We start from the raw sequence: 13,978 nt of genomic DNA, 5'->3' as shown, positions 1-13,978 counted from the left end.
CGTTCGGATGGACAAGTTTTCAACATATGGTAAGATAGGAGAATTGGCATTACATATTAACGTTAAGGGTTAAGGTACAGGGAGAGATGAGTATGAATCAAAGTAGTCGCAACGTCACCATTTTTGCAGCGATTCAATGGATGTTTTTTATTTTTGTAAATGTGGTCGTTGTTCCAGTCTCGATTGGAGCAGCATTCGAACTGTCCACAGGAGAAGTTGTATCAATCTTGCGCACATCCTTAATCGTAACAGGAGCTGCTTGTATACTGCAAGGATGGATAGGACACCGTTATCCGCTGCTTGAAGGACCATCAGGCATCATATGGGGAATGATGTTAACATTAGCGGCTTCAGCTCAAAGTCTTGGATTAACGCTTACTGAGGTTGGTGGCGGCATTGCAACGGGCATGCTGCTTGCAGGTGTGGTGACGGTGCTGCTAGCGGTGTTTGGGGCAGTTCCACTCGTGCATAAGCTTTTTAAGCCGATGGTGATGAATGTGTTTCTATTGCTGCTCTCGCTTCAGTTAGCTGTTATATTTTTTGACGGCATGATAGGTGTAGCTAATGATGGCGCTATGCATATTGGCATTACGGCCTTTTCAGTTGCGGTAGCCATTTTTGTAGCATTTTTGAAAGTGAAGGGAAATAAACTGATTAGCAATTTTTCATTGCTCATCGGAATAATAGTCGGATGGCCTATTTATTCGCTGCTGTTCTCTGGAGCAGGGGTCATTGAAGCGGAAAACATGGCAGGAGCGGGAGGATTGCTGCTCTTTCCACTTGGTCAGCCAAATCTAGAGCTTGGAATTGTCATCATGACCTTTGTTGCATGCTTGCTTAATATGAGCAATACGTTTGCAGCCATTCAGGCTGCCTCCGCTATTTATAATGACAAGCCACAACAGAGTCGATATCGTAATTCCTTATTGTTGACTGGATTGTACAGCGTTGTCGGTTCATTATTCGGCTTAGTCGCTTATGCTCCTTTTGCATCAGCAATAGGTTTCCTTGAAAGCACACAGATTTACGACAAGAAGCCTTTTTTATATGGTGGCGCTATGATCGCACTACTTGGCGTTATTCCGTCACTGGCGATATTACTTGCACAGCTTCCGATAACAGTAGGCAATGCAGTATTGTTTGTCGCTTACATGCAGCTGTTTGGCACTGCGTTGAAAAGCGTGCGCGATTATAGCTTTAATTCAGTTACGGTACATCGAATTGCTGCGCCAGTATTGCTTGGCGTAAGTATAATGATGGCGGATCCCTTATTGTTTACCAGCTTGCCATCACTCATTCAGCCTCTCATAAGCAATGGCTTCATGATGGGTGTGTTGCTTTCTATTGTTATGGAGTTAACGATGAAATGGGATCAGCCTGATGGAAAAACCAATAAGGAAGTTCAGAATTAAGCTGAATAGCTACGGCCTCTTCATCATCGGGATGCGACTAATGATGAAGAGGCTATTATGATGTGGTCTTGTATGTTCGTTTAGTTAAATAAAGCATGCTTGTGTTTTGATTAGTGAAAAAAATCACATACCAACCGATAAGGCACTGCTACAATAAAGATATAAAGAAATGAGGTGGTTGACATGACAACGGATGTAACGAAAAATCTATTGACCTTTTGCTTTCATTGCGAGAACGCGTATCAATGTGATACAGAGGAGAAATGCCGAGACTGCTGGGCTGATCAAGGAATTGCAGAAAAGGAAAAGCAAGAGCTGACGACGGAACAGCTGCTGCGTGAATATGCATTATAAATCCATGAAGCGATTCTGTCCACATGGCTAAAAGCAATGCTGCGAGCAGTGTTGCTTTTTTAGCTTGACGATAAGAAAGGGTTGAAGGCTTATATGCAACAGAAAAAGCAAGGCAGAAATAATAACATAAATGTAACGAAAAAAGCTTGTATTCCCCTTTTCTAATGCTATAGTTTTATATATAATTCCTGTATATAACAAGGAGTGGAGGGGAAGATCACATATGATAAGCGTATTTTCATCAGCGAAAAAACGTGAGACGGCGCAGGAAAGTTCACGCTACGTTGATCAAATGAAAGGCCTATACAATGAATCAATCGTAATCTCCGACCAGCTTGTCGCAGCAGTAGATGAAGTTGATCAAACAATGGTGCAACTAAGCACTATCGCGGATCAAACCCAGCAGCAGGAGCAGACTCTAACGAACTGCAGCATGCAGGCAACAAGCAAAATTAATGAAGCCTTCTCTTCTCTTCAAGAAGTGACTGCTGCTTCAGACCAAATCAGCAGCGCCTCGATGCATTTGACCGAACAAAGTGCCGGTACAAAGCAAGTGACGCTTGAAATGCAGCAGTCATTGACGGAAACGGAACAACTGATGAAGCATTTAAAGCAAAACAACTTGGAAATGACAAAACAGATTGAGCACTTAATAGAACAAACATCTAAAATATATGAAATGAATAATCTCATTCAGCAAATTGTATCGCAAACGTCCCTGCTTGCCTTGAATGCTTCTATTGAAGCTGCACATGCAGGAGAATACGGACGCGGCTTTGCCGTTGTCGCACAAGAGATTCGACGTCTTGCAGATCAAAGCAATGATACGGTCAAGCAATCAACAGAGCTGGTCACGCAAATTGAACGAGGCGTCAAGCTAGTAACCGATGCCGTTGAGCAAGAGCGCTCTACCGTAGAGCGCAGCGTGGAAGAAATGGGTATGAACCGTGAGCGTATGGACTTGATTACCGAGCGAATTGTAGAGGTTGATCAGCTTGTTAATGAGATGAAGGAATCGAGCGCGAATCAAACAGAGCAAACCGCGTACGTTACCGAGCGTTTGCAGGAAGCGGTTGAGTATGTTAATGAAACGTTAACAGCAGTTCAGGATACAGTGAACATGAATGAGAGCCAGCGCAACCAGATCACCAAGCTGGATCGCATTCGCAGCAATATGGGTAAAGCGTCGAATGATCTGAAAAAGGCAATTTCATTAGTTGAAATCGATGTCGTATCCAAAGTGACCAATTCGAGCACGGAAGCGATTATGTCGTGGTTAACGGCAGCAGCTCAAACTCGAGCCATCAGATCACTCGATCCATCGATTCATCGCGAGGAATTGAAAGCATTGCTTAACAAGCAGTCTGAAGTAGAAGCGATATGGTCCAATTATGCGGATGGCTCCTTTATTGTATCCATTCCGGATGCTGGCTTGCTCAATGCTAAAAATAGAGAATGGTGGCAGCGTGCAAGGAGTGGCGACAGCTTCAAATCAAGCTACTATGTTTCTGCTATTACCAAGCAGCTGTGCCAGACGCTATCTGTTCCCATTTATAATGAGGAGAATGTCATTGTCGGTGTGCTTGGCATTGATTTAACGATTAAAAATTAGCTTGCCAGAATGGCTGATTCGAGAATAAAACGTAATGACTTGTATTGTGAGATAAACAGCAGGTTAAGGGATCAATGCTCCGCGATGGGGCATTGATCTTTTTTTCTCGGTCTCTAGACTGAGATAACTTCAATCTCTCGACGCTTATAGGAAATTGTCTGCTCCGCTATACTTTGTATATAACGTGCTATAGAAAGGAAGTTATGAACATGAAACGATCTTTTTTAGATAAGTATGGAGTAGCTATACTAGTTATCGCAATTGGTGGCTGGTTTGTTAGCAAGCAGCTTGGCTTTACCGGCATTAGTCTGGGCAAGCTGATTCTTATTCTTCTAGGTGGTGCAGTTATCATGTATGGTATTCAAATGATTCGTTCCTCCAGCACAAATAATACGCAGGAGCAAAAATGGGATCATTATGAACCAGATATGGCACCGCCGCCACCACCGCCAATGGACGAACCATTCTCTTCAGTAAAACCTGAGAAGTTTGAAGACAACTCTAATACAAGCTATACGTATGGTTCATCAGCAGCTAACGAGAACGGAACTACGTATGCGTACGGTTCTTCGGAAGCAGGCTCTAACCCAAAAAACAGCTACAATGATTATGAGACGATTAATCGTTCTGTTTTCATCGGTGATCTGCATTATGGCAAACAGCATTGGGAGCTAAGACCAATGAATTTATCTGCTTTTATAGGTGATATGAAGATCGATTTGTCAAAAGCACATATCCCGGTTGGCGAAACAAGAATTCAGATACATGCTTTTATTGGCGATGTGAAGATTTTTATTCCGAATGATGTAACACTGGGTGTTTCGGTTCAAATGAATGCATTTATAGGTGATACGAAGTTAATGGATCAGCATGAATCAGGCATCATGCGTTCTTCTGAAATGAGCACTCCGCACTATCACGAGTGTGAGCGTAGAATTATGATTACAGTATCTACCTTTATCGGAGATGCCAAGGTGAAAAGGGTAGGTTAATCATGAGCAAAAACAGCAAGCAGTTTATTGGGAGTTTAGGATTGAACATCCATTCGATTATGGTCGGTGTGCTTACAGCTGTATTTGCTGTAACGGTCTATGCGCTACTCGAACCGCTTGTCAATTGGTTTTCACTGATCATTCTTGTATTGTTTCTATCGATTATTGTGAGCGCGATGCTTGTAAAGCTGCTTGTGCGAAATGAACGTGCAGCGCTTGAAAAGCTGGAATATACCGTGAAAAATGTTTATAACGGTGACTATTCTGCACGCGTGCAGTATGATGAAGATGATCCTTACGGGGAATGGTATCGGCAGTTTAATGATTTTTTAGAGCAGACAGAGCAGAAGCTCGCCTATATCCAGGTGCTAGGTGAGGCAAAGGTACTGCAAGAGGCAGCCAGCGTAGAAACTGCTGTTTTCGAGGAGAGAAAAAGGCTCGCTCGGGACTTGCATGATAGTGTAAGCCAGCAGCTTTTTGCAATCCATATGAGTGCCTCATCTTTGCAAAAGCTTCAAGAGCTGAATCCTGAGCATGCAAAAGAGGTTATGAAGCAGCTCGTCACAATGTCGAGCAATGCTCAGCAGCAGATGCGAAAATTTATTGCACATTTGCGTCCAATGGAGCTGGAAAATCGGAGTCTATCCGAGGCGTTGAATTATTGGTATCCCGATTACTGTAGACAAAACAACATTCAAGGCAGATTGGATTATCGTATTCAATCTGATCTTACAGATGCAAAGGAGCATCAGCTGTTTCTCATTATTCAGGAGGCAATGGCTAACGTCGTCAAGCATGCACAATGCACGAGCTGTCAGCTAACATTGTATGAAACAGAGCATCGTGTCATTGTAACGTTAGAGGATGATGGCAAAGGATTTAAGCAGGAGGCGCTGACTCGCAAATCATATGGTCTATCAACGATGCAGGAGCGCGCACAAAAGCTAAGCGGCAGCACTGAAATTATTAGTAAGGAAGGCCGTGGCACGATCGTAAAAGTGACGATTCCGAAATTAATAGAGAAGGAGCCGAAGCTATAGCATGGATCAAATAACAAACATTATGATCGTAGATGATCATGATATGGTACGATTGGGATTAAAAACGTATTTAATGCTTGAGCCGTCCTTTCGTGTAGTAGCCGAAGCGGGCAATGGGGAAGAGGCGCTTCGTTTTTTACAGGGCTGTGAGCAGCTGCCGGATCTTATATTAATGGACTTGATGATGCCGGTTATGAATGGCATTGAGGCGACAAAGGCGATTAGTGCAAAATTTCCGCAATTAAAAATTGTAATGCTAACAAGCTTTCTTGAGGACGATAAGGTGTATCAGTCCATTGAAGCGGGTGCGGTCAGCTATGTACTGAAGACAGTATCTGCGGAAGAGCTCATTTTTGCAATTAAGGGTGCTCTAAAAGGAATGCCAGTTATGTCTGCCGAGGTTTCACAGTCGTTGACACGCGGTTTGCGTGTTCAGCGCACGCAGCAAGGGGACGAAAGCTTTACGGAGCGCGAGCGAGAGGTGCTGCTGCTAGTTGCTGACGGGCTATCGAACAAAGAAATAGCTGATGAGCTGCATATTAGCATCAAAACGGTGAAAACGCATGTGAGCAATCTACTCATGAAATGCGAGCTGGAGGATCGAACACAGCTGGCTGTACTTGCTCATCGCAAAGGCTGGGCAAATAAATAACTGCTAGTTATATGACAAGATTAAGTAAAGCCCCTCATTTGTGAAGGGCTTTGTTTGCGTTGGAGCGATTGACAGATTGCAGAGCAGTAGCTGCATCATTATGATACTTCTTCTGTCTTTTTAGTTCTGCGCTTGCGTTTTGGTGCAGCAGGAGGCTCTGGTTTAGTTGCTTCGATGCTTGCTTTTAACGCAGCCATTAGATCGATCACATTTGTTTTGGCTGCTGCTGGTGTGCTTACGATATCGACACTTTCGCCAGTGATTTTCGATTCAATCAATTCATACAGGGCAATTCGGTAATCATCGGTATATTTGGTTGGGTCAAATTCCTCGCTTAATTGCTCTACCAGCATTTTGGCCATTTCCAATTCCTTATCACTGACGGACGTTTGCTGTGGCAAGTTCGGAACCTGATTAATTGCGCGAATCTCATCTGGAAAATGCATCGTCTCCAGACAGAGGCAGTTGTCTACGACACGAATGGCTGCCAGACTGCTCTTGCTTCGTATATTGATTTTGGCAATGCCAATTTTGCCTGTTTGCTTGATTGCTTCCATTAACAGACTGTACGCATCTGAACCCGCCATATCTGGAGATAAGTAATAAGGCTTTTCAAAATAGATAGGATCAATTTCCTTCAGATCAACAAAATCAAGAATTTTAATTGTTCTTGCCGATTCTGGTTTAATAGCCTCCAGCTCTTCCTGATTGACAATAACGAATTTATCCTTTTCATATTCGAAGCCCTTCACAATATCCTCGGCTTTTACCTCTTTATCGCAATGCGGACATTTTTTTTCGTAGCTAATCGGCATTTTGCATTCTTTGTGCAGCTGTCTAAAATGAATATCCTTATCTTCTGTAGCTGCATGCATTTTGACCGGCACATGCACCAGTCCAAAGCTGATCGCACCTTTCCATACCGTATGCATCTTACCGCCTCCTTTTTTTCTTAATATGTCCAAGTTGGTATCAAAACATTAAAAGTAGACATGTACATTTATCTATTGGCGATTAAAGCGTAATGAATGTGAATAAACAAACCAACAGTTCCTAATTAATGGGATTTATACTATAATGTGATTGGTGATTTAACAATTGTTGGGGGGGTCATAATGAAAAAGAGAGGCATATATTGGTTACTTGGTGTTTTTATCTTTCTATGGATTGCACTTGGTGTATATAATTATGTATTTACTGTGGGTGAGTCTAGCGTTCAGTAATGTATGAGCTAGGTTGAAAAAAACGAATTCGTTCAATTTTTATTTAAGTCGCTGCTTCATGTTGCAGTGACTTTTATTATGCTCACAAGTTCTCAAACTACAATTAATTCGATCATATTTAGACAGCTAATATGATAAAATGCTTTATAATAAAGGTGTTTTCATTGCTGATTTTATTTATTTTTCACCTTTTTTTAAGTTTGTTTTAAGGTAGTTTGTGCAAGATAGAGATATCCAATACAAGATAAATGTGTCACATAGATAGGAGGAGTTATTCTATGAATAACGGAAACGATCCATTTGATAAAGACGATCAATCCTTAAACAAACAACAGCCTGAGCAGCAAGATGACAAGGGAGGAGATCGAGACACTTATCGTTCTGATAGCTATGGCTACAATCAGTCCCAAGCATCATCTGTTGAAGATGCCGAATTTTCTCCCATAGAGGAACAGAGCATTGAGTCATCTGGCAGCAATGACAGCAGACCACAAGGTCCAACCTATTATTCTTATGGAAATACGCGTCCGATGCAGGCAGTACAGCCGACGAGACACGAGCAGGCAACGACATATAACCGCCATACTAGCGACAATGGCAGCTTTTATCATTCAGTATCCCAGCAGCCGAGTGCCCAGCCAGCCCAGCCGCAGTATCGTCCTTTTACGACGTCCAGCGGCGGCGGTCACTCACTGGAGGGGGGCAAGCAGAAAAAAAACTCCGGTGGATTCGGAAAGATGTTTCTTTCCTTTATGGCCGGTGTTGTTGCGGTAGGCCTTCTCATGTACACAGCAGATGTGCAAAACTGGTTTACAAAGGATGCGGTAGTTTCGCAGGGCGTTAGCTATAACAGCGGTACGAAAAATGCTGGCGGTGGAAATACAAGCAGCGGAACGACGACATCTAGCGCCTTGATGATGGATCGACCTGATAATATTGCAGATTTGTTCAGCACGGCAAGTCCTGCAGTTGTTAAAATCGAAACGTACTCGAAAGCTTCACGAGGAAGCTCGAATCCATTGTTTAATGATCCATTCTTTAGACAATTTTTCGGCGACAACATACCTGGTATGGAGGGACAGGGCGGTTCCTCGGAGCTTAGACAATCTGGCATGGGAACGGGCTTCTTCTTTGACCCTACGGGATACATTTTAACGAACCAGCACGTCGTTTCAGATGCAGATGAAATTCGCGTTATCGTCGAAGGCTATGACGAGCCGTTTGTTGCGACATTGCTCGGCTCGAGCTTTGATCTCGATCTTGCTGTATTAAAAGTAGAACACAATGAGTCGTTCCCAACGTTGCCGCTCGGCAACTCGGAAAGCACGAAAATCGGTGACTGGGTAGTTGCAATCGGTAACCCGTACGGCTTTGACCATACTTTGACAGTAGGCGTCATTAGTGCGAAGGAGCGCCCGATTGATATATCGGATACAGACGGGACTCGCAATTACAAAAACCTGCTGCAAACCGATGCTTCCATTAACCCTGGTAACTCTGGTGGCCCACTGCTTAACATGAATGGTGAGGTCATCGGTATTAATACTGCGGTGAGCTCAACCGCACAAGGGATAGGGTTCGCAATACCAACTTCTACGATTAGTGAAGTGCTTGATTCATTGAAAAACAATGAGCCAATTCCGGTAAAACCTGCACCATTTATCGGTGCCGATCTACAGGATCTGAATGAAAGTCTTGCTCAGCAGCTTGGTCTTAGCAGCACAGAAGGTGCTTTAGTTCGCAGCATTTACTACAATACGCCTGCGTATAAGGGCGATTTGAAGCAATACGACGTCATTACTGAGGTTGACGGCAAAAAGATGAAAAATATGAACGAGGTTGTAAGTGCCATTCAAGCCCGAGAGGTTGGCGAGGTGGTTGAGTTTACCGTTATCCGCAGCGGGCAAACCGTGAAGCTGCCAATTGAGATTGGCGATAAGAATCAATTTGACTTAAACTAAAGATAGCTTAACAAGGAGCGCAGAGAGTGATCTCTGCGTTCTTGTTTGATCGTACATAAGGAGGAGGAGTGGAAATGAGACAGAGCATACTGGTCGTTGATGACGATGATCGCATTACGTCGATGCTGAGACGCTCGCTTGCATTTGAGGGCTATGAGGTTGCTATTGCCAACAATGGAGCAGATGGCTTGAAAAGCTTTATGCAGAAGGAGCCTGATCTAGTTATTTTGGATGTAATGATGCCATATATAGACGGAATGGAGGTATGCAGACGAATTAGAGAGAGCGGTAGTCAAGTGCCGATTCTGATGCTAACGGCAAAGGATGAGATTTCGGATCGGGTAAAAGGGCTTGATCTGGGTGCGGATGATTATCTCGTTAAGCCGTTTGCGCTTGAGGAGCTGCTGGCTCGTGCAAGAGCGCTGTTTCGTCGCAAGGTCGATCGGGCAGAAAAGCAGGAAAGCGTGTTGACGTTCGAGGATTTGGTGCTGGATCTTGATGCAAGAGAAGCGGTGCGTGCAGGTCGCCGCATTGAGCTTACCTCGAAGGAATATGAGCTGCTGCTATTATTTATGCAGAACCCTAAACGGGTGCTGACTCGCGATACGATTATGGAAAAAATATGGGGCTATGATTTTAGCGGAGAATCTAATGTGTTGGAAGTATATATTGCGATGCTGCGTCAAAAACTGGAAGAAGGCGGATTGCGGCGAATTATTGTAACCGTGCGAGGCACTGGTTATGTGCTTAAAGGAGAGGCGGGTTAGGGTATTGTCACTACGATTAAGACTAACGCTTTGGTATTCAGCAATGCTGGCTGGCGCACTGCTGATTTTTGGAGGCGTTGTATACTTCTCGATAAGCTGGAATACGTATAACGAGCTAAAGGAAGAGGTTCGCTCACAAAGCGACAAGCTAGGCATTGTAGGTACGACGTTTTTCAATACGCTTGATCTTAATCTGGATCGCCAGTCACGTATTGAAGGGAAGGATATGTATGTTCAGCTTGTCAATTACAGCAATGGACTTATTCGTAGATCCACGAACTTGATTGAGCAGGATCTGTATATTCCCTATCCCGCAGCAGCGGCCTATCCGCAACGCGGCTTTGTGGAGACGCAGGTAGTTATCGGTTCGAAAAAATATAATATGATTACGTATCAGCGCCCGCTTGTCATTGACGATGAACTCGTTGGTCTGCTTCAGGTAGGAGCGATTCCGTATAATGAGGAGCAGTTTCTCGATGGATTGCTGAACAGTTTGCTGATTGCTTCAATATTGGCGGTGCTGATTGCCTTTTCCATTGGCATGCTTATCGCGCGACAGGCACTCCGTCCATTAGAAAAAGTAATTGATGCTACACGCAGCATTGAGCGCGGTTCAGATCTAAGTGTTCGCATACCTGATCCTCCTGTAAAAGATGAGATTGGCACGTTGGTTGATACCCTTAATCTGATGCTGTCACGACTGGAGAAGGCTTATAATGAGCTTGACGAAGCCTATAAAGCCCAGCGCCGCTTCGTATCAGATGCTTCTCATGAGCTGAGAACACCGCTCACTACGATTCGCGGCAATATTGATTTGCTAGAGAAAATGTGGTCGCAAACGAAAAATCAGGCGCAGCTGGTCGAGGCGTCAAACAGCATCATCCCGTTTCATCAGGATCACTTCTTGCTGTCACAGGAAGCGATGACCGATATTTCGGCAGAAGCGAAGCGAATGTCTACGCTGGTCAATGACTTGCTGGCGCTCGCTCGTGCTGATGCCGGGTATGTCATGGAGAAGGAAGCAGTGGATGTCTATGCGTTAACGGAAGCTGTTGTACGGCGCGCACAGCTGCTGCCGCGCCAGGCAAGCTGGGAGGTTGGTGACCTTAGTGCACTGGAAGGAATATTCGTTCAAGGCAATGAAGACTACTTGCAGCAGCTGCTGTTTATTTTTATAGAAAATGGATTTAAGTATACGCCTGAAGGCTCGGTTACATTGAAGGCGGAGCGTAAGGATGATTTTATGGCATGGATTATTAGCGATACCGGGCTTGGCATTAATCCTGAGCAGGTGCCACATATTTTTGATCGCTTCTATCGTGCTGATGAATCACGCGGTGTAACGGCTGGAACAGGGTTAGGACTTGCGATTGCCAAGTGGATTATTGATGAGCATCAAGGTAGCGTGGAGGTTACGACGGAGGAAGGAAAAGGCTCTACATTTACAATCTGGCTGCCTATAGACTTTAACTAATAGCTTCAATCGACTATAATAGATAGAAGCAGTCTCTAGCAGCAGGCTGTTTGAGAGAGAAGCAATGTATAGAGAGTGGGTGCAAAGATTGGAAATCGTTAAAATATCTCCGCGCGGCTATTGCTATGGTGTCGTTGATGCTATGGTGCTTGCTCTGCAAACGGCAAAAAATCAAAACTTGCCTAAACCGATATATATTCTTGGAATGATCGTTCATAATGCACATGTTACAGAAGCATTCGAAACAGAAGGCGTCATTACGCTGGACGGGCCAAATCGACTTGAAATATTAGATCAGATTGAAACGGGCACAGTTATTTTCACCGCACACGGCGTATCGCCTGAGGTACGTAAAAAGGCACGCGAAAAAGGGCTGACGGTTGTAGATGCAACTTGTCCAGACGTTACTAAAACGCATGATTTGATCCGTGATAAAAGCGCCGAAGGCTATCATACGATTTACATTGGCAAAAAGGGACATCCTGAGCCTGAGGGAGCAATCGGTGTTGCGCCTCATATGGTTCACTTGATTGAGAAGGAAGACGAAATTGAAGGGCTAAGCTTCAGCAGCGATGTGCCACTTCTTATTACGAATCAGACAACGATGTCACAATGGGATATTCGCCACATTATTGAGAAGCTAAAGGAAAAGTTCCCTCACGCAGAGGTTCACAATGAAATCTGTCTAGCTACTCAGGTGCGTCAGGAGGCTGTAGCATCTCAAGCAGGTGAAGCACAGCTCTGTATTGTCGTAGGTGATCCACGAAGCAATAACTCCAACCGCCTGGCTCAAGTGTCTGAGCAGATTGCAGGTGTTAAAGCGTATCGCATTGCTGATTTGTCTGAGATGAAGCAGGAATGGCTGGAAGGGATTGACCGTGTAGCAGTTACTTCAGGAGCTTCCACGCCAACTGCTTTGACGAAGGAAGTCATTGATTATTTGACACAGTATGATCATAATGATCCGTCTACGTGGCCAATTGTTCGTTCTGTAAATATGACTAAAATCTTACCGAAAATTAAAATAAAGCAATAATCTTGTAAAACGAGTCCATTCAAAATGGGCTCTTTTTTTGTATGCAGCTAGCTGTTTTGGGTTGACAGAACAAGAGAAAGAAAGTATGATTACTTTATCAGATAAAAGCATAAAAGCGTCGAAGCGTATAAGCATAAAAGCGAGAAAGTAAAATGTTGATACAACACATAATCCAATAGAGCCGAGGCTGAAGCTGAGGCAGACCACACAAACAAGGGAGAGAATTCATATGATCGTCATTACGAAAAATAATGTAGCGGAAGAAAGATTGAATGATATTGTTGCATTTATCGAACGCAAAGGAATGCAGGCGCATGTATCAAAAGGTACGGATCGTACCGTTATTGGCATTATCGGTCAAGCAGACCCGCAGCTTGGCGAGCAGCTGAAGTCGATGCAAGGTGTAGAGAATGTTATTAAAATTTCCAAATCCTACAAGCTGGCAAGCCGTGATTTTCATCCAGACGATACGATTATTGATATAAAAGGCGTAAAGATTGGCGGCAGCAATGTCGTGGTAATGGGCGGACCATGTGCAGTGGAAAGTCCGGAGCAAATTGATGAAATTGCCCGACTTGTAAAAGCTGCAGGCGGTCAAGTACTGCGCGGCGGTGCGTTCAAGCCGAGAACTGGTCCATACAGCTTCCAGGGTGTTGGTGTAGAAGGTCTTGTAATGATGGCTGAAGCGGGCAAGAAGCATGGTCTTCTTACTATTACAGAAGTAATGACGCCAGAATATGTAGATGTATGTGCAGAATATGCTGACATCTTGCAGGTTGGCACTCGCAATATGCAAAACTTTGATTTGCTGCGCAAGCTTGGAACGATTCGAACGCCTGTATTGCTGAAGCGCGGGTTTAGTTCTACGTATGATGAGTTCTTGAATGCGGCAGAGTACATTCTTGCCGGCGGCAATCCTAACGTGATGTTATGCGAGCGAGGAATTCGAACTTTCGAAACGTACACGCGCAATACGCTTGATCTATCCGCTATTCCAGTGCTGCAATCGCTTAGCCATCTGCCTGTTATTTCTGACCCAAGTCACGGTACGGGTCGCAGAGAGCTGGTAGAGCCAATGTCTAAAGCATCGCTTGCAGCAGGAGCAAACGGCTTAATTATCGAAATGCATACTGACCCAGACAACTCCATGACAGGAGACGGCGTACAGTCGCTATTCCCGGATCAGTTTGCTGCACTGCTTAAAGATCTGGAGAAACTGGCTCCAATTGTAGGCAAGGAGTTTAATACGCCTAAAGCACCTGCGGAGGAATTTAGAGAATGGAAGATTTAGTAGAGTATAATTTCAAATAATGTATTTTCTATGCTGCTGCATGCAGATCCTTCCTCTGGATCAATATGCAGCAGCTTTTTTATGGATTACAGTAACTAGCAACAATAAATAATCATGTAGACAGATTGGATGAAATTACATATACTTGCTAAGTAATTCCATTT

At 44.1% G+C, this 13,978-nt stretch carries 12 protein-coding genes; 11 read left to right on the top strand and 1 reads right to left on the bottom strand.

The genetic code is table 11. The annotated features are described in order from the left end of the window. Positions 1–92: 92 nt before the first annotated feature. From ACFP56_RS18780 to ACFP56_RS18755, 6 genes are all read left to right on the top strand, one after another. Positions 93–1,412, top strand: a complete 1,320-nt coding sequence (locus ACFP56_RS18780; protein WP_379237455.1) for a uracil/xanthine transporter — start codon at positions 93–95, stop codon at positions 1,410–1,412. Between the two features lie 183 nt (positions 1,413–1,595). Then, positions 1,596–1,766: a hypothetical protein gene (locus ACFP56_RS18775; protein WP_379237453.1), complete on the top strand. Its 171-nt coding sequence runs from the start codon at positions 1,596–1,598 to the stop codon at positions 1,764–1,766. A gap of 223 nt (positions 1,767–1,989) precedes the next feature. Beyond that, positions 1,990–3,378, top strand: a complete 1,389-nt coding sequence (locus tag ACFP56_RS18770; protein WP_379237451.1) for a methyl-accepting chemotaxis protein — start codon at positions 1,990–1,992, stop codon at positions 3,376–3,378. Between the two features lie 209 nt (positions 3,379–3,587). Beyond that, complete coding sequence (liaF, locus tag ACFP56_RS18765) at positions 3,588–4,370, top strand: cell wall-active antibiotics response protein LiaF (RefSeq protein WP_379237449.1); 783 nt, start codon at positions 3,588–3,590, stop codon at positions 4,368–4,370. Positions 4,371–4,372: 2 nt separating this feature from the next. Beyond that, positions 4,373–5,410, top strand: a complete 1,038-nt coding sequence (locus ACFP56_RS18760; RefSeq protein ID WP_379237447.1) for a sensor histidine kinase — start codon at positions 4,373–4,375, stop codon at positions 5,408–5,410. A 1-nt stretch (position 5,411) separates the two neighbouring features. Next, positions 5,412–6,062, top strand: a complete 651-nt coding sequence (locus ACFP56_RS18755; RefSeq protein ID WP_379237445.1) for a response regulator — start codon at positions 5,412–5,414, stop codon at positions 6,060–6,062. Positions 6,063–6,160: 98 nt separating this feature from the next. Here ACFP56_RS18755 and ku read toward each other — a convergent pair whose 3' ends face one another. Beyond that, positions 6,161–6,994 carry a non-homologous end joining protein Ku gene (ku, locus tag ACFP56_RS18750; RefSeq protein ID WP_379237443.1) on the bottom strand — a complete coding sequence of 278 codons (834 nt, stop codon included), beginning with the start codon at positions 6,992–6,994 and terminating at the stop codon, positions 6,161–6,163. Between the two features lie 569 nt (positions 6,995–7,563). Between ku and ACFP56_RS18745 the strand changes: the two genes are divergently transcribed. The 5 genes from ACFP56_RS18745 to aroF all read left to right on the top strand — a co-directional run bounded on the left by ACFP56_RS18745 (position 7,564) and on the right by aroF (position 13,814). Then, the gene (locus tag ACFP56_RS18745; RefSeq protein ID WP_379237441.1) at positions 7,564–9,246 is read left to right on the top strand and encodes a S1C family serine protease; all 1,683 of its coding nucleotides are present in this window, start codon (positions 7,564–7,566) and stop codon (positions 9,244–9,246) included. Between the two features lie 74 nt (positions 9,247–9,320). Then, positions 9,321–10,013, top strand: coding sequence for a response regulator transcription factor (locus ACFP56_RS18740; protein WP_379237439.1), 693 nt, complete (start codon positions 9,321–9,323; stop codon positions 10,011–10,013). Between the two features lie 4 nt (positions 10,014–10,017). Beyond that, positions 10,018–11,487, top strand: coding sequence for a sensor histidine kinase (locus tag ACFP56_RS18735; RefSeq protein ID WP_379237437.1), 1,470 nt, complete (start codon positions 10,018–10,020; stop codon positions 11,485–11,487). Between the two features lie 64 nt (positions 11,488–11,551). Further along, the gene (locus tag ACFP56_RS18730) at positions 11,552–12,523 is read left to right on the top strand and encodes a 4-hydroxy-3-methylbut-2-enyl diphosphate reductase (protein ID WP_379237435.1); all 972 of its coding nucleotides are present in this window, start codon (positions 11,552–11,554) and stop codon (positions 12,521–12,523) included. Positions 12,524–12,752: 229 nt separating this feature from the next. After that, positions 12,753–13,814 carry a 3-deoxy-7-phosphoheptulonate synthase gene (aroF, locus tag ACFP56_RS18725; RefSeq protein WP_379237433.1) on the top strand — a complete coding sequence of 354 codons (1,062 nt, stop codon included), beginning with the start codon at positions 12,753–12,755 and terminating at the stop codon, positions 13,812–13,814. The last annotated feature ends 164 nt before the right edge of the window (positions 13,815–13,978 follow it).

The sequence above is a fragment of the Paenibacillus septentrionalis genome (assembly GCF_042659865.1).
Lineage (GTDB): Bacteria > Bacillota > Bacilli > Paenibacillales > Paenibacillaceae > Pristimantibacillus > Pristimantibacillus septentrionalis.
This window is presented reverse-complemented; position numbering and strand designations above follow the sequence as displayed.